We start from the raw sequence: 17600 nt of genomic DNA, 5'->3' as shown, positions 1-17600 counted from the left end.
ATTATCATTCCCCCTAAGCCAAAGTTCTTCCGACATTTGTTAATATTATTTCTTCAAGATGCTTTAATACATTATTACTGATCTCTTCATTCTTCAAAGCAAAATCAATGGTTGTTAAAATGAATCCTAATTTTTCACCCACATCATAACGGTCACCCTCAAAGTTATAAGCATAAACTCCTTGAAGTTCATTGACCTTTTGAATAGCGTCGGTTAGCTGAATTTCTCCACCTGCCCCTATTTCTTGTTTATCTAGGAACTCAAAAATCTCTGGTGTGAGTACGTAACGACCCATAATCGCAAGGTTAGATGGTGGATTTTCTTTTGGCTTTTCTACAAATTGATTGACTTTATATAATCGATCCTCATTCCCACTAGGATCAATGATCCCATAACGCGAGGTCTGATCGTAAGGCACTTCTTGAACGCCGATCACTGATGAACCTGTTTCTTCATATTGCTCCATTAATTGTCCAATACATGGATTACTTGCTTGGACGATATCATCACCTAGCAATACGGCGAAGGGCTCGTTCCCGATAAACTTCCTTGCACTCCAAACCGCATGCCCCAAACCCTTAGGTTCCTTCTGGCGAATATAGTGAATATCTACTTTCGCAGGTTCCTTTACTTTTTCTAATAGTTCAAGCTTCCCTTTACGGATCAAGTTATCTTCAAGTTCGAAAGCATTGTCGAAGTGATCTTCAATTGCCCGTTTCCCTTTACCTGTCACGATGATGATGTCTTCAATACCCGCTTCGACTGCTTCCTCGATAATGTATTGGATGGTTGGCTTATCAACAATGGGCAGCATTTCCTTGGGCATGGCTTTGGTTGCTGGAAGGAAACGCGTGCCTAATCCCGCCGCTGGTATGATCGCTTTTTTGACTTTCATTTGTTACTTCCCCCTACTGCTAATTTTTCTCTATTGGCAATGTCCGATCGGCCCATCGAATAGTACTCGATATTCGCTGTTTTTACTGCCTCTAGTGCGAAACAGTTTCGACCATCAAATACGATCGGATATTTCATCCTTTGCTCAAGTGTAGCTAAGTCTATGTTCTTAACCTTTTCCCAGTCGGTGACGATGAAGGTAGCTTCTGCATCTTGAAGTGTTTCGTCAATAGATTCAGAGTAAGTTAATCCGTCGCCAAGAATACGTCTGGCATTTTCGATCGCGATCGGATCAAACGCTGTGACGTTCGCTCCTTCTTCTAGCAATTGCTGGATTAATAGAGTCGAAGGGGCTTCGCGCATATCATCGGTATTGGGCTTAAAAGCCAATCCGAGGACAGCAATTTTCTTTCCTTTAAAGTCGCCTAATCGTTGTTTCGCCTTTTGAAAAAGATGTAAGGGCTGATTGTTATTGACTTCAATCACGGATTTTAGAAGTTTGAAATCATGTTCGTGGTTCCCTGCCAATTGAACTAAGGCATTGGTATCTTTCGGAAAACACGACCCACCGTAACCGAGTCCTGCACTTAAGAACTTAGGCCCGATACGATTATCCAACCCCATCCCTGCAGCGACAGCGTCAACATTAGCCCCTGTTTTCTCGCAAATATTGGCAATCTCATTGATAAAACTAATCTTTGTTGCGAGAAAGGCATTGGAAGCATACTTAATCATTTCTGCACTGGCAATGTCCGTTTTATAGACAGGAATACCGAACGGCTGATTAATTTCTTCTATTATATAGGCGGCCTGTTCATCATCGGTGCCGATGACGATCCGATCCCCACTAAAGGTATCTTGAATCGCTGAGCCCTCACGCAAAAACTCAGGGTTTGAAACGACAGTAACCTTTACGGGGTGAACGAGATTTACTGTGATAACCTCTTTAATATGTTGATTCGTTCCGACCGGTACGGTACTCTTTGTGACAACTACGGTATCTTGTGTGATATTTTTAGCAATATCTGTTGCTGCTGCTTCTATATAATTAAGATTGGCTGAGCCGTCATGATTCTGTGGTGTGCCCACCGCTATGTAGACAACCTCTGCCCCTGCTAGACCTGTCTGATGATTTCCTGAAAAAGAAAGGCGACTTTTTTCTATATTCTTTTTCATCAAATCTTCTAAGCCTGGTTCATAGATAATCGGATCACCTGATTGCAGGCGTTTGACTTTCTCTTGATCCACATCGATACATATGACGGTATGTCCAATGTCAGATAAACAAACCCCCGTGACAAGGCCAACATACCCCGTCCCTATAACAGCAATTTTCATAATTCTTTATCCCCCTGATAAAAATTTCTTAAGGCTCTTATCTAAAAGATTGTTGTTTTGTCATTGATTTTGATAAGACAAACCTTCGATAAAAAGTTAATTGGAGCTTAAGGTGCGAGATTCGAACACTTAAACTTAGTGTGTTCCTCAGCGCTGCTTACTCAAGATGCCTAAACTAGAGTCCAACGGGATCAGCACCTGTCCGAAGATCCACTTGGGAAAACAAAAGTTTCATTCCCAAGTTAGCTGAGGCCGCGCCCTCGGAAAGCGAACATCCCGGAGAGGAAATCAACCATTTTTATAAAGACAACAATGTTTACGAAAACAGCCTTACTTTAAAGCGAAAGTTTTTGAACTTCCCCTAAAATATCCCCAAAAACTTCTTCTCTTTGATCTGTGTCGGTATCTCTCTATTGACAACTTTATCTTCTAGTAATAACTCGGCATTTTCTTGGTACATAAAAGTGTAATCGGTCCCGAATAGTTTAGTAATGTCAGCGTAGGCCTCTTGTAAGAGAAAGCCTCTTCCCTCTGTATTGTGGGCGTCTGTGGCGATGAAATGCGTCAGATTGTTTTCAATAATCTGAACTGAGAGCTTGTGCGCTTTCTTGCCAAAGCGTCCAAGCAGGCTGGCCGCAGTGACTTGTGAGAGGGCACCGTTCTTTATAAAATTGTATAAAAGCATTGGATTGCTTTGAATTTCATGGTTGCGTTCGGGATGCACAATGATCGGTGTGATTCCCTGTAATTGCATATCATAAAATAATTGCTTGGCATAGCGTGGAACTTGACTGGATGGGAATTCGATAAACACATAGTGTCCACCGTTGTTCATCGTGAGAAGTGCGCCGTTGTCTATTTCTTGGGCGATTTCTCCATAGATTCGGACTTCTTGGCCTGGGAGGATTTCTAATGGAATCCCTTGACTGCCTAAGAGTTCATTCAAGACCTCAACGTATTTCAAAATCTGAGCTTTAGGATTTTCATAGGCGCCATTTTTATGATGTGGGGTGGCGACAATTTTCGTGATGCCATTTTCCACAGCGGCACAGGCCATATCCAATGCATCGTATTCCGTTTGAGCGCCGTCGTCAATTCCCGGCAAGATATGACAATGTAAATCGATCATGCTTAAGTTCCTTTCCGATCACCTGTATTCTCGACTCATTTCAGCAGCATTTGACTATTATTTTATTATAGTGAAGATGAGTCTTTAGGTCATGTAACTTTAGTCATGGTGGTAACAGTGAGCAAGTCTATGAAACGGCGATTCATAGACTTGTGCACCCTGTTATCCCCCGTAATAATAGTAATAATTATTCCGTTTGGTTGGCTTGCGATTGAGTACTGCCCCGAGCAGTCGTGCCTTCGACTTTTCCAGTAAAGCCTTGGCTTCCTTCGCCGCGTCGATTTCTGTCGATCCGCTGGAGATGACAAGCAAGGTCCCATCACATATTGTGGCTAACACTTGGGCGTCGGTGACCGCTAGTACAGGTGGTGTATCAAAAATCACCATGTCAAAAACCGTGTTGAGCTCTTGCAGAGTATCGTACATGTTGCGAGAGCCAAGCAATTCAGCCGGATTAGGCGGAATGGGGCCACTTGGAAGTACATAGAGATTTTCAACGTCGGTTTTATGAATGACTTCTGAAACCTTCATTTGTTTTGTTAAAAGATTGGTCAAGCCTGTGGTGTTGTTCATGCGAAACGTGTAGTGGACAGTGGGCTTCCGAAGGTCGGCATCTACTAAGAGGACGCGCTTGCCTTGTTGGGCCATGACCACGGCAAGATTTGCTGTTATTGTCGATTTTCCTTCTGCAGGTCCTGATGAGGTGATGGCAAGGGTGCGAATGTCACGATCGGCGAGTGAGAAATCGATGTTCGTCCGAATTGTCCGGAATTGTTCTGAAATCGGTGATTTTGGGTTATTGTGTGTAATGAGGCTTCGCTGTTTGAGATCATTCAGCGCTTGTCTCTTCTTACTACGCTTCAATCGAACCACTCCTTACCTTCTGGGAAGCCTTCTTTGCTGAACGGACGTCCGATTCTTCCATAGAAACCACCGCACCAAGCACCGGCAATTCGAGTGCTTTTTCGATATCTGCTTCCGTTTTGATGGTGTTGTCTAAGAATTCGAATAGGAAAGCGAGTCCCACTGATATCATAAGTCCCACAACAAAAGCAATCGCCATATTTAACTTTGGATTGGGGCTCACGGGTGAAGGGTGATCGGATAAGTTCGCCTTGGATAAGATCGAGACATTGTCAACATCCATCAAGGTTTGCACCTTATTTTTAAAGACATTGGCGACGTCATTGACAATTTTTACCGCTAACGCTGGATCGGTATTTTGTAAGGACAGTGTGAACACTTGAGAGTCCTGGCCATTACTGACATTGAGGCTATTTTTAATATCTGCTTCAGAAATGTTAAATTTATTGACAACCTCATCAAGAATACTTGGACTCTTAATAATGTCAGTGTAGGTATTGATCAACTTGATATTTGTATCGATTTGATTATTTTGATACAAAGATTGACTGTCCTTACTCGATTGATTGACAAGGATCTGCGTTGAGGCCTCATACTTCGGTGTAATGAACAAATAAGTCACCAATGCACTCACTGCCGTCGCTGCGAGAGTTATAATAATGATCATAACAAGACGCTTGCGCAATGTTTGGAATATTTCTCTTAAACTGATCGTCTCTTCCATTCTTGTACCTCCATATACTCATAAGCTGATAACTTTCGCTATTATAGCATATCACTTGACAAAAAGGCGCGGTATATTTTGGAGAACCAGAGACGATTCTGTCAAACTATTAGAAAAATAAGAGAACCACTAAACCTTTTAGCAGATGCTGTCGATATATTAAGTAGTTCTACTATACTTCAGTATTCTGGCGGGAATCCTGTCGTATGTAAAAGATCAATTCCTTATCCTTCTTAAATAGAGCCTTCTTATATAGGAAGGCTCTATAATCACCCTCATCCAAACTTTCGACGTTCGAGATTTTATACCCTCGTTTTCGACAAAATTTATCGACTGCCTGTCTGATTTGCAGGGCAGTAATTTGGTCGATAGGAGGATGATTTGCTGCAGTCATGGTCTTTCTTCCATCGTATTCTAGAAAGAAAGAGAATTGCTCCATCCCTTCAACCCCCATTCAGATAAGATGACAATAGTCGAGCCCTACCTCCACATTATTCTCCAGATATGGCGAGTCCAATTTTTATACAATTTTTTATTTTTGACTCATTTCAAGTAGTCCAAATGTACCATATTAACCATTACACCATCGTTACACTATTGGTGAAATGTGGGGAATAATAGTGTAGAATAATTTGAGGAAACAAGGCTCTTTGTGTGTCTTTTCAGTTTCCCATTAAGAAAACCCCTTGATCCATCAATAAAGTGAGTACTTACTTTTAGGAACTCCCTATAACTATATCACTTGAGCCTAGAAATGAACATAAAATTCTTACTTTTTAAACCTCATATTTTACGACAAATTTTTCGTATTTTTTACCAGTAATAAAGGACTTTAGCCCCTCGCTTTGTTACATAAGGATTTCTTAAAGATTTTGGAGGTATAGCATGGCAATCTTTGAACGCAACCAAGGACACTATGACCTTTTTTACAGTGTAAGAGAAGGCTATGGAGAACAGCCAGAAACGATTGTCTTTATTCATGGCTTAGGCTATTCCAGTGCCATTTGGCAATCACTGATGGATCGTCTGGATACGCGCTACCGTTTAATTACATACGATCTCTGTGGCCATGGGCAAAGCGGAATGACCCATGATTCGATTTCATGGCCATTATTCTATGAGGAGCTCTTTGACTTGCTTGATTTCTTGGAGGTGTCTTCTTGTCATCTTTTTGGTCACGGCATTGGTGGGATTATTGCAATCAAGGCTGCTGTCGCCAGGGGGAAACGCTTGAAGTCACTGACACTCATGTCAACCCCACTCTATTTTCCAGAGGATCTTTATAAATATGAATATGATCAGCGCTTGGACTTGCTCGTTCATAAACGTTCAGAGTTTGCGCATCATATGGCATTGAATGTTGTCCACCAAATGACCCCGGCCAAGCGCCACATTTTAGAGACGGCCTTCCGCATGGTCGATGAACGCATGTATATCGATGGTGTGGGGCTATCCTTTCGAAGTACAGATAGTTTTATGACTGACTTGCGAAATATTAAGCTTCCCACCTTAGTCATGGGCGGCGAGCTTGACCCCGTCTTCCCTGTGAATTACACGGCGGTTTATTCTAATTTTTTGGAAAAGAGTCGATTACGGATTATTCCGAATGCCTCGAATGCGGCCTTTATGGATGAGCCCGACTATGTGGCTAAGAGCCTAGTTACCTTTATTCAAGAACGGGACCGTCTCTATTTTTCTAAGAGTCACGAGTATTTGCAGAATAAGATTAATAGTATTTTTGAAAAAGGCCAATTGGCTGAACGTGAAGAGGCGACATTACATGTGAAGGTCATCAATACCTTCTCCATTCAATGGCGCAAGAAGGAAATTAGAGGCAAGTGGAATCAACGGTTTGCGAAAGAACTTTTCCTTTTTCTAATGCTGAAGCATCGCGTGACACGCGAGGAAATCATCGTGGCCTTACTTCCAGAAACGCCTGTCGACAAAGCGAAAAGCTACTTGCGGGTGATGATTAACCATCTTAAACACATTCTCATCGCGCATGGTGATCCTTATTTGGCCGATGGTCTCGTCGCTGATCGCCAGTTTGTCCACCTTGATTTGCCTGTCAACTCGGATTTAAACAATTATCTCAAATCGATTGATGATTTCGAGGACCTGCCCGCCGAGCGCCAGCTGGAAACACTCATTCAGCTGATTCGCCAGTATCGCGATACCTTTATGCCCGGGTTCGAAGCACCGTGGATCACCTCGCTGAAAAGTCGAATTGAGAATCAATTGGGGCACTTTATGGTCGATCTCTCTGATGCGTACCATGAGGCCGGTGATGACGAGAGTGCCATTTTACTCTTAATCGAGGGCGTCACCGTTGAACCGTATGAAGGTTATTGTGATGATCGAATTGAGGAGATTAAGGGCGGTTATCGACCGGCGAAGCATTTCTCACCGCCGATCGGGTAATTAAAATATTTCATTTTAATAAATTTTATGTCTCAAAACTATTGACATGGTGCTGTTTATCACCGATGAGGTAGATTTTATGTTTTATTCTGCAATGAAATTGTAACGATTCTGTAACGCAGTAGATGCTATAGTGAACTCATCTCACAATGTAATACTTTATATATGTGACTTCTCCTTTAACATCAAGAGTCATTCGATGATTTTCGCATGGTCATTGAATGATCGTTGCTAAAGGAACCGACAAGTTTATGAATCGTTGTTCAATCCTCTATTTCTTACACAATGATTCACTATGTAATGGCCTAAATGCCTTTGTGCATTTAGGTATTTTTTTTGCTTTTTTGGCGGGAAGCTATGGAAGGTTTCGGCTTTTAAAATAGAAAAATAGATATTCAAGGGAATTCGAGTGGGGTTTGATCTATAAATGTCGATTGGAATCGTATCGCGTGGATTTGGGTTGAAAAAAGTCAGCTTCCAAATGTCGTTTTTTATGTGACTGATTTTTTTGATTCCCTAAATGTAAGTTCATGACAATGGGTTGCGCTTTCATACAGTCGTCTTATATGATAGAGGTAACGAAAACTTGTAAGGGGGATCGCGATGGAACAGCATGAAGGCACTATCATCCGACTGGAAGCCATCGTTTCTCAGCTTTCCAAAAAGGAAAAGCTCGTTGCACTTTATATACTCGAACATCCAGATAAGGTCGTGCACCAATCGATTACGGAGCTGGCGGAGCAGGTCGGTGTAGCTGAGGCTACCATTTTCCGGTTATGTAAGCGCATCGGGTTCGGTGGCTATCAGGGCTTTAAAATTGCCTTAGCTCGCGATGTCGTCAAACCCATTGAAAATATCTATCAAGAAATTGATGAAGAAGATTCGGCCTCGACGCTCATGACGAAAGTGTTCCATGCCCATATCCAAGGGCTGCAAGATACACTTTTCCTCTATGACGATTATATTCTAGAAACAGCGATGACCCGACTCGCACAGGCTGATCGAGTGCAGTTCTACGGTTCTGGTGGCTCAGCAACCATTGCTCAAGACGCTGTCCATAAATTTATTCGGACAGGCCTCCAATGCCAGGCTTTCCAAGACAGCCATATGCAAATTTCCTCTGCAGTCATGTTGGGACCGCAATCTGTTGCCTTCGGGATCTCCCACAGCGGGAGCAATAAGGATATTTTGCAAGCGCTTGACCTTGCTAAACAGCAAGGAGCCTATACCATCGCGCTGACGCAAAATGCTCGCTCACCTATTACAAAGGTGGCCGATCTCGCCCTGCATACGAAATCAACCGAAACGCTCTATCGCTCCGAAGCCCTCACCTCCCGCCTCATTCAGCTCGCCGTCATCGATGTCTTGTATGTCGGCGTTGCCATGAAGCGCAAGGATGAAACCTTAGATGGTCTCGAACGCATTCGCGAAGCCATCGCACTCAAGCGCGTGTAAGTTAATTGGCACACGGGTTGGGACTGCCGGAAGCGGCCCAGTGCCCTGGTCAAGCAGTCCGTGTAGTGTGTAGCACTACCCGTTGGTACAATAATCGAGTGATCGGAGATAAAAGCAAAATGACAGCAGACTGCTACCAATGAGAATTTGGAGGACCGTATAAGTAAATGCTGGATGGCTATTTAATGACCAAGTGCCGTGCTGATAAACATAAAATCGAAGCGCTCACCCCCTATTAGTCAGGGGTCGAGTGCTTTTTTGTTAGGGATGGAGGATGAGCTTGGTGTCTTTAGGTGTGGAGGATGAGCTTTGTGATAGGCACTTCTTTACGTGCGAGCGCGCCATCCTTTTAGTTAGTTTCAATCGTGTTTCGGGCGCATTTTTTGAGTGCTGGCTTTTATGAGCACCGGCCAGCTTTTGTGAGTCCGTACCCTTTTATGTGCGAGCCGGCCACCCTTTCATCAATCAGCACTCTTGTTAAATGCGCATCGAATTATCCGGTTACAATTGATTGTTTTTAAATTTTTTTGAAGGAATTTTGCGTTGTTAAACCCGCACCGTGATTGGGTTCTGTGGATTTGTCTAATTTTTTTAAAGCGGTTTCTATGGACAGATGAAAATATTTTCGATAATATTTGATGAGAAAAGAAAATTATTTTCGCTTACATTTTCAATTTTATTTTATTTTCATTTACTTATTCTTCTTGTCCTTGTTTTATTTGGGGGCGTTCTTATTTCAATGATGGTGTTTGGACACCGTTCAGATCCGAGTCATTTCGACTCTACGCGAAATAGAATTTCGCTTATTTTCATTGTTTTTTACATTTTTCATCATGGGCTTTTGAGACTGAGGTTAATCGGTTATTTTAAAGGTAGGATGAAATTTTATATAGACTTAGTCGCATCCTTTGTGATCTATCGATGGTTGAATTTTTTTGTGTTTATTTTGGTGGGGTTAAGTCAAGGGTAGTTTATGTAGCTTAGGGGGTTTGGGTTGTGAATCAAAAGGATATTGTTGTGGCTGTGGATATTGGAACAACGAGTACAAAATCGGCGGCGTTCGATCCGACCGGACATATATATGCAGAGTCTGCTCAAGAATATCCGCTCTATTCTGAGGTAGCCTCACGTGCCGAGCAAGATCCAGAGGAGATTTTTCAAGCGATAATGAAAACCCTCTCAGATGTTGTCGCGAGTATGGGTGAGGCGCGTGCGCGAATTGCTGCGGTTTCTTTTAGTAGTGCGATGCACAGTTTAATTGCACTTGACCGTGAGGGAACACCGCTCACACGCTCGATGACTTGGGCTGATCAGCGTGCCAGTCTTCATGCTGAACAATTGAAGGCAACGGCTGTGGGCCAAGGCATCTATCAGCGAACAGGGACACCGATTCATCCGATGTCCCCTCTCGTCAAATTACTTTGGTTTAAAGATGAGGACCAAGAAACTTATCAAAAGGCTGCGAAATGGGTTGGCATTAAAGAGTATGCCTTTTTCCGTTTGTTTGGAACGTATGTGGTCGATTATTCGATCGCGTCGGCTACAGGATTATTTAATCTTCACACGTGTGACTGGGATGCCGAGGCTTTGGCCCTAACGGGTGTACCTAAGGAGAAATTGCCTGAGCCAGTACCAACTACTCAAGTCATTCAAGGCTTGAACAAGGCCGATGCCGAACAGTTAGGACTGCCTGCGGATCTCCCGTTTGTCGTTGGAGCAAGTGACGGTGTGCTCGCCAACCTAGGTGTGGGCGCTATTGCACCGGGAACTGTTGCTTGTTCGATTGGAACGAGTGGCGCTGTTCGCACGGTGGTTAATGCACCAACAACGGATCCTAAAGGTCGACTTTTCTGTTATGCGCTCACGGAAGATCAGTGGGTTATTGGTGGCCCTATTAATAATGGTGGTGTTGCCTTCCGTTGGGCTCGGGATCACATTTTTCCTGACCTCAAAGCGGGTAGTGAGGACCCTTATGAGTATTTGACTCAACTGGCGTCGGAGATTGACCCTGGTTCAGAAGGGCTGCTTTTCCTGCCGTATCTCACTGGTGAGCGTGCCCCATTATGGAATGCGGATACGAAAGGTGTGTTTTTTGGACTCACTTTAAATCATGATCGTCGCCATATGATTCGGGCGGTGATGGAGGGCGTCATGTTCCAGATGCATGCGGTTGTGGCAGCATTAAAAGAAACGGGAGTTGACCCGCAAGCCTTCCGAGTGACCGGTGGCTTTACAAAATCATTGCTTTGGCGGCAAATCATGGCCGATATTTTCGAAAGAGGCATTCATGTGCCTGAAACACCACAAGGCTCCAGCTTCGGTGCGGCCTTGCTCGCCATGAAAGCACTAGGGATTTTAAACGATTTTTCAACAGTGGAAGAGATTGTAGCTATCGGCCATCGTCATACACCGAATGACGAGGCGAGTCAGGTTTATCGCAAGCTTAAGCCGATTTTTATGGATCTAGCAGAAAAGCTCACGCCTGATTTTAAGGCACTCTCCGCTGTTCAAAGAGACTTAGGACAAAAGCAATAATTTAAAATACATCATAGATTTGAGGTAAGAGGCAATGAATATTGGTTTAGTTGGATTAGGTAAAATGGGTTTCAATTTAGCATTAAATATGCTGGATCATGGTCACGGCGTTGTGGCCTATGATACCAATCAAAATGCAGTGAAAAAAAGCACAGAACATGGTGTGGTCGGTGCAACGTCATTAGCTGATTTAGTGGACAAACTCCCGGCCCCTCGCTTGGTATGGTTAATGGTACCCGCAGGGAAGATCACGGATTTAGTCGTTAATGAACTCAAGCCCCTTCTCGCGGCCGGTGATCGCGTGATTGATGGAGGCAACTCTAATTATAAAGATTCTCTCAGCCGATACGAAGCTTTTGCAGACCTGGGCGTTCACTTCTTTGATGTTGGCACCAGTGGAGGGACAAGTGGCTCTCGCGAAGGGGGTTGCTTTATGATCGGTGGCGATGCCGAGGAATTTAAAGCGATCGAACCCTTATTTGCTGATATCTCCGTAGAAAATGGCTACCTTTATACAGGAAAAGCAGGAAGCGGACACTTCTTGAAGATGGTCCACAATGGTATCGAGTATGGCATGATGGCGGCCATCGGTGAAGGTTTTGACATTCTTGAAAAGAGCCCGTTTGATTATGACTATGAAAAAGTGGCTAAGGTGTGGAATAACGGGTCTGTCATCCGTAGCTGGTTAATGGAACTGATGGAGAATGCCTTTAGTAAGGATCCCCACCTTGATGATATTCGCGGCGTTATGAATTCCTCTGGTGAAGGCAAATGGACAGTCGAATCAGCCCTTGATTTTGAGGTTCCTGCGCCTGTTATCGCTCTTTCCTTAATGATGCGCTATCGCTCCCAGGAAAATGATACTTTTACCGGTAAAGTCGTCGCGGCCTTACGTAATGAATTTGGTGGTCATGCGACAGTCAAAAGCCATTCATAATACTTATTTCAGCGGGTGGAGATTTCACTCTTCCCCCGCTATCTCATGCAACTAGACTCACATTCTTAGGAGGAACAACTCATGTCTGATTGGTATTTAATTCTGATGACCCTACTTGCAATTGTGATCGTTATCATTGGGGTCACCGTTCTCAAATTGCACCCTTTTATCAGTTTACTTATTGCCAGTTTATTCTTAGGGATTGTCGCCGGGCTTCCTGTGACTAAAATCGTTAGCTCTTATGAAACTGGGGTTGGAAACACGTTATCCAGTCTCGCCGTCATTATCGGTCTTGGTACAGTATTAGGCGGTATGATTACACAGTCGGGTGGCGGGACACAGATCGCCAACACTCTGACCCATAAATTAGGAATGAATCGTCTTCACTGGGCCATGATGATTTCAGGATTTATTATTGGTCTCCCAGTGTTCTTTGAAGTCGGTGTCGTCTTATTAATTCCACTTGTAATTTCAGTGTCTCGGAATACGAAAAAATCGATTCTTTTCGTTGGACTGCCATTGATTGCTGGTTTATCGATTGTACACGGGATCGTCCCTCCCCATCCAGGTGCGATGACAGCCATTGATATTTATCATGCAGATATTGGTAAGGTTTTGATTTATGCCCTCATTGTCGCTATTCCATCAGTTATTGTTGCTGGACCGTTATTTGGGAAGTGGATTGCCAAACACGTCGTTCCAGTAGGTCAGCCTAAACTTGGCGGAGCCGTTTTCTCGGGTCCTAACGGTGAAAACGATAAGGAAGCTGGGCCATTACCCAGTGCGTTTGCTTCATTCTTTACTGTCCTACTCCCGATTATTTTAATTTTAATTGCAACCATTGTGCCTTACCTACACTTCAATAAAAGCGTTGAACATGTCATCGAGTTTATTGGTGACCCGATGATGGCCTTACTGATTTCTGTTGTCGTTGCTTTCTTCACGCTCGGCTATACGAAAAAAGTGAACAAAGGAAGAGTGGGTGCTCTCATTGATGATTGCTTGAAACCCATTGCAGCTATTCTCTTAATCATCGGTTCTGGTGGTGGCTTTAAGCAAATTCTTATTGATAGTGGTGTCGGTGATGCAATTGCTAATATTTCTGGACATTTCAACATGTCTCCGATCGTATTGGCCTTCATCATTGCTGCCCTTGTCCGTATTGCTACCGGTTCAGCTACAGTCTCCTTGATTACCGCTGCCGGCATCGTCGCACCGATTATCGAGCATACCACTGGCGTGAACAAAGAGCTCCTCGTGATCGCAACAGGTGCTGGGTCTCTGATCTTCTCCCACGTCAATGACGCTGGCTTCTGGTTGATCAAAGAATACCTTGGTCTTACCGTCAAAGAAACGTTTAAAACCTGGACTGTGCTCGAAACCTTACTTTCCGTGACGGCCTTCATCTGCGTTTTAATCGTCAGCGTATTTGTATAATACATTATGTGCTTTAGGCGGGAACCCTTTGTGGTTCCCGCTTTTTTCATGCCTAACGTGATGTAGAGCTATGGAATCATAGGACAATAGTTGGATAAGGATTAGAGTATACAAGGTGGGCAAGGCGCAAGCGGTTCAAGCTACAAATGAGCCTGCACACTTCCAAATGAAGCACTCTGATTCACAAAAGGATGATGAAGCGCGACGTAAGAAGGGATGATGAACAAAAGCTGGCTACCACTCAAAATGGTGCTCGAATCAAAGCCGAAACTGACAAATAGGCGCTGCACCCACACATAAGAACGCGCCAATTCACAAAAAAAGCGCTCGCTCCTTTATTGAACGCGTCGCGCTTTTATGTTCTTCTGTTTTTTATCTTCTGAGGAAGCGGTTGACTTCTTCTAATGTTGGTATGCCGTTTTGGGCGCCGTGGGCTTTGACGGAAAGGGCTCCGACGGCGTTGGCAAAGTGAATGGCAGATTCAAGGGGTTCACCGATGGCGAGACTGTAGGCTAAGGCGCCGTTGAAGGCATCGCCTGCACCAGTTGTATCAGCAACCTCGACATTATAGGTGGGAACAGTGGCTAATTTTTCACCATCAAAGTATTGGGCACCCCTTTTTCCTTTGGTCACGATCAATTTTCTTGCTAGTTCTTTGGTCCGGGCATCTTTCATGAGATTATCGTATTCTAATTCATTAGGTGTGATATAATCTACCGTTTCGACTAATGCTTCGGGAAGACGCTGAAAGGGCGCCGGATTGAGTATCACCTTAACATTATGTTGATGGGCAAGCGCTGCGGCCCGCACGACAGTCTCTATCGGAATTTCCAGCTGAAGTAAGACGACATCGCTTTCCTTAATCAGAGCCTCAGCCTCTTGAATGTGGTCAACTGAAAGTTCGCGATTCGCTCCTGGAACCACAACAATACTGTTATTGCCCTTATGCACTGTAATTTGAGCGACTCCTGAGCTTTTACCCTTTAATGTTCGAACTTTATCTATGTGAATCCCTTTGGTCTTGAGGTTATCCATCAATTGTTCTCCAAAGAGGTCATCACCGACACAACCCACCATGGCAACATCGGCCCCAATTTTCGCAGCTGCTACCGCTTGATTGGCTCCCTTTCCGCCAGGGTGAAGGTAAAAATTGAGTCCTCGAACAGTTTCACCTTGTTTCGGTGGGCGCTCAACCTCCGTCACTAAATCCATATTAATACTGCCGATTACTGTTATTTTAGGCGCCACGATAAAAGTCCTCCTTTGGCATCCTTTTCGCATCACTTATAGAAACACATTTTATCCTTAAGCTTTCAATTCTGCAACTCTTACTCAGGATTTCATGGGCCATCGTTAGGATGTGAAGCCCTCTTCACCTTTTTGAACTACCCACCACTTAGCACGCTTACGAGTGGCTTGAAGTGGGAGTCTTCTGTCGGAAAACGATAAATTTTCCCTTTTTGAGTTTTATTAAATCTTGAAGTTTAGCTTAAGTCTATTTTTTCTTTCCCTAAATTTCGCTCTCTAACACCAAAAATTGACATCACATGGCAAAATATATATTTTTTGAAAATAAAAATTATATTATTGTAAATTTGCCTTTTACCAATTCTGTTAATATGTTATACTACGACTGAAAAGTGTTCCCATTTTTTAAATAATTACGAAGGGACTGAAAAAGTGGTTACCGAAAGAGAATTAGAAATTGAGTTTTTGAAGGGCATTAATCGTGAGCTCACCCCCAAAGAATTAAACTTTATTCGATGGATGGTGGAAAATCAAAAACAAGTAGGTACATCCACAAACAGTCATAAAGCCGAGCAGTAAAAATTCCTGAGCACCGATGCTCAGGAATTTTTTGGTCCTTATTGGTCAATAATTTTTACATTATAATCCTTAAGCCAGGTATTGATCTCAATCAGGTGGGCAATCAATTGTGGTCCCTGCATAAGCTGACCGTACCATGGGACATCAAAGGATTTCCCTTCTGTTTCTAAAATGGTTTGTAACTGCTTTTTATCGAGAAGCTCTTGGATGGGGGATGTGCGATCATTAAGAATATTAGTGAACTCGGTGACAACGGCTTTAGTGTAGGCTGGATGAAAAGTTTTCGGATACGGGCTTTTTTTACGATAGAGAACATCTTCAGGCAATACGCCTTTAAGCGCACGGCGGAAGAGGCCTTTTTCTCTACCATCCATCATTTTCATATCCCAAGGAACATTCCAGAGGTATTCCACAATCCGGTGATCAGCAAACGGCACACGCACCTCTAAGCTTGCCGCCATACTCATTCGGTCTTTCCGTTCCAGTAGCGCCGCCATAAACCAATGCATATTTAAATAAAACAATTGTCTGCGTTTGGCATCGATCTCTGATTCGCCTTCAAGTTTTGGCGTCTCATTAATCGTCTCTTGAAACCGACTGAGGGTATATTCGCGAAGCTGAAGCTTATGCCGCCACTCCTCGGAAAGCAGGTTTTGGCGAGCCTCAGTTGAACGCATCCACGGAAAGCCCTCCTTCGCAGAGGTTTCCGGGCTATGGAACCATGGATAGCCTCCGAAAATTTCATCCGCACATTCGCCGGATAAGGCGACGGTTGCCCCTTCCTTTATGCCTTCGCAAAACCACAGCATCGAAGAATCAATATCGGAGTAACCTGGGAGATCACGGGCATGAACTGAATCTGTTAAGTATTTCACAAGTGACTGTTGATCAATGACTAAGCTATGATGCTTGGTCCCTAGCGCCTTTGTGACCTTTTCAACCCAAGGGCCATCGGGGTCGGGAGTAAATGTGCTGGATTCAAAGTATTGATCATTTCCTTCATAATCAATGGAATAAGTATGGAGCTCCATGTTACGTTTTTTGTATTCTTGTGCTGCGACCGCGGTAATCGCGCTTGAGTCTAGACCACCAGATAAGAAGGTAGCGACAGGTACATCGGCGACGAGCTGGCGAACAACAGCATCATTGAAAAGTTCCCGCAGCTTTTCTATCGTTTGTTCTTCATTATCTTCGTGTGGTGCACTTTTGACATCCCAGTACTTCCACACCTTTAATCCCTCACGTGAAAACAGGAGGGCATGGCCTGAGCGTAATTCGTCAATGTCTTTATACACACCGTGTCCAGGAGTTTTCGATGGTCCTAAGCCGAACACCTCTGCAAGTCCTTCGCGATCAACAATCGGTTCAATATCCGGATGAGCAAGAATCGCTTTATGCTCAGAACCAAAAATAAAATGCCCATTTTTTTCAGTGTAGAAAAACGGTTTGACGCCAAGACGGTCACGGGCAGCAAAGGCTTGCTGTTTCTTTTCATCCCAAATAACAAAAGCAAAAATACCATTAAAACGTTCAAGGCAATCGGGACCCCACTCCATATAAGACGTGAGGAGTACTTCTGTATCGGAATGCCCACGGAAACGATGACCTTTTTTATAGAGTTCACTGCGAATTTCTTCTGTATTATAAAGCTCCCCATTGTAGACCAAAGTATAATGCCGATCACCAAGTGTTCTTGTCATAGGTTGCTTTCCGCCCTCGGGATCAACGACAGTAAGTCTCGCATGGCCAAGGGCTGCATAGGGCGATGTGTACGTATTTAAGTCATCGGGCCCGCGTTTATTAAGGGTTTGAGCCATAGCTCGCACAGTCGCTTCTTCCCCGCGAAGATCTCTATTCCAATCAATCCAACCAGTTATGCCACACATTTCACAACACCTCTTTATTCATGTGCTCGATCGATCATAGGCAAAGGCCCATTAACTAACATATTCAAGTGAAGCAGATGTGTGAACGAAAGTATTAGAATCCAGTAAGAAGTAACGATACCATAGATTGAAAGCCTGTGCATAATGTGGATA

The 17600-nt window shown here is 43.7% G+C and carries 14 protein-coding genes; 6 read left to right on the top strand and 8 right to left on the bottom strand.

Going from position 1 to position 17600, the window contains the following annotated elements:
- Positions 1-13 precede the first annotated feature (13 nt).
- From galU to IEV91_RS13150, 6 genes are all read right to left on the bottom strand, one after another.
- A complete protein-coding gene (gene galU, locus IEV91_RS13175; RefSeq protein WP_188497879.1) occupies positions 14-895 on the bottom strand; it encodes a UTP--glucose-1-phosphate uridylyltransferase GalU in 882 nt (293 codons plus the stop codon).
- A complete protein-coding gene (locus IEV91_RS13170) occupies positions 892-2232 on the bottom strand; it encodes a UDP-glucose dehydrogenase family protein (protein WP_188497878.1) in 1341 nt (446 codons plus the stop codon). The genes galU and IEV91_RS13170 overlap by 4 nt, the downstream gene beginning before the upstream one ends.
- A 361-nt stretch (positions 2233-2593) precedes the next feature.
- A complete protein-coding gene (locus IEV91_RS13165; protein ID WP_188497877.1) occupies positions 2594-3361 on the bottom strand; it encodes a tyrosine-protein phosphatase in 768 nt (255 codons plus the stop codon).
- Between the two features lie 162 nt (positions 3362-3523).
- Positions 3524-4225 (bottom strand): CpsD/CapB family tyrosine-protein kinase, encoded by a 702-nt coding sequence (locus IEV91_RS13160; protein ID WP_188497876.1) that lies wholly within the window; start codon positions 4223-4225, stop codon positions 3524-3526.
- The gene (locus IEV91_RS13155) at positions 4215-4949 is read right to left on the bottom strand and encodes a YveK family protein (RefSeq protein WP_188497875.1); all 735 of its coding nucleotides are present in this window, start codon (positions 4947-4949) and stop codon (positions 4215-4217) included. The genes IEV91_RS13160 and IEV91_RS13155 overlap by 11 nt, the downstream gene beginning before the upstream one ends.
- Positions 4950-5121: 172 nt before the next feature.
- On the bottom strand, positions 5122-5388 hold the full coding sequence (locus tag IEV91_RS13150) for a polysaccharide deacetylase family protein (RefSeq protein ID WP_188497874.1): 267 nt from the start codon (positions 5386-5388) through the stop codon (positions 5122-5124).
- A gap of 446 nt (positions 5389-5834) precedes the next feature.
- On the opposite strand from IEV91_RS13150, the gene IEV91_RS13145 reads away from it, so the two are divergent.
- The 5 genes from IEV91_RS13145 (at position 5835) to IEV91_RS13125 (ending at position 13734) form a co-directional block, all read left to right on the top strand.
- Positions 5835-7370, top strand: a complete 1536-nt coding sequence (locus IEV91_RS13145; RefSeq protein WP_188497873.1) for an alpha/beta fold hydrolase — start codon at positions 5835-5837, stop codon at positions 7368-7370.
- Between the two features lie 603 nt (positions 7371-7973).
- Positions 7974-8825 carry a MurR/RpiR family transcriptional regulator gene (locus IEV91_RS13140; RefSeq protein WP_188497872.1) on the top strand — a complete coding sequence of 284 codons (852 nt, stop codon included), beginning with the start codon at positions 7974-7976 and terminating at the stop codon, positions 8823-8825.
- A 996-nt stretch (positions 8826-9821) separates the two neighbouring features.
- Complete coding sequence (locus IEV91_RS13135; protein ID WP_188497871.1) at positions 9822-11360, top strand: gluconokinase; 1539 nt, start codon at positions 9822-9824, stop codon at positions 11358-11360.
- 34 nt (positions 11361-11394) lie between these two features.
- Positions 11395-12297, top strand: a complete 903-nt coding sequence (gnd, locus tag IEV91_RS13130; RefSeq protein WP_188497870.1) for a phosphogluconate dehydrogenase (NAD(+)-dependent, decarboxylating) — start codon at positions 11395-11397, stop codon at positions 12295-12297.
- Positions 12298-12378: 81 nt separating this feature from the next.
- Positions 12379-13734 carry a GntT/GntP/DsdX family permease gene (locus tag IEV91_RS13125; RefSeq protein ID WP_188497869.1) on the top strand — a complete coding sequence of 452 codons (1356 nt, stop codon included), beginning with the start codon at positions 12379-12381 and terminating at the stop codon, positions 13732-13734.
- 372 nt (positions 13735-14106) lie between these two features.
- Here the strand turns inward: IEV91_RS13125 and rbsK are convergent, their stop codons facing one another.
- The gene (gene rbsK / locus IEV91_RS13120) at positions 14107-14985 is read right to left on the bottom strand and encodes a ribokinase (protein WP_188497896.1); all 879 of its coding nucleotides are present in this window, start codon (positions 14983-14985) and stop codon (positions 14107-14109) included.
- Positions 14986-15414: 429 nt separating this feature from the next.
- Here rbsK and IEV91_RS13115 point away from each other — a divergent pair, with 429 nt between their 5' ends.
- On the top strand, positions 15415-15561 hold the full coding sequence (locus tag IEV91_RS13115) for a hypothetical protein (protein ID WP_188497868.1): 147 nt from the start codon (positions 15415-15417) through the stop codon (positions 15559-15561).
- A 38-nt stretch (positions 15562-15599) separates the two neighbouring features.
- On the opposite strand, the gene asnB is transcribed toward IEV91_RS13115, so the two are convergent.
- The gene (gene asnB / locus IEV91_RS13110) at positions 15600-17447 is read right to left on the bottom strand and encodes an asparagine synthase (glutamine-hydrolyzing) (RefSeq protein ID WP_188497867.1); all 1848 of its coding nucleotides are present in this window, start codon (positions 17445-17447) and stop codon (positions 15600-15602) included.
- Positions 17448-17600 lie beyond the last annotated feature (153 nt).

This window comes from Pullulanibacillus pueri (genome assembly GCF_014639255.1).
GTDB lineage: Bacteria > Bacillota > Bacilli > Bacillales > Sporolactobacillaceae > Pullulanibacillus > Pullulanibacillus pueri.
The sequence above is the reverse complement of the archived record's forward strand: the minus strand, read 5'-3'. Positions and strand labels throughout refer to the sequence as shown.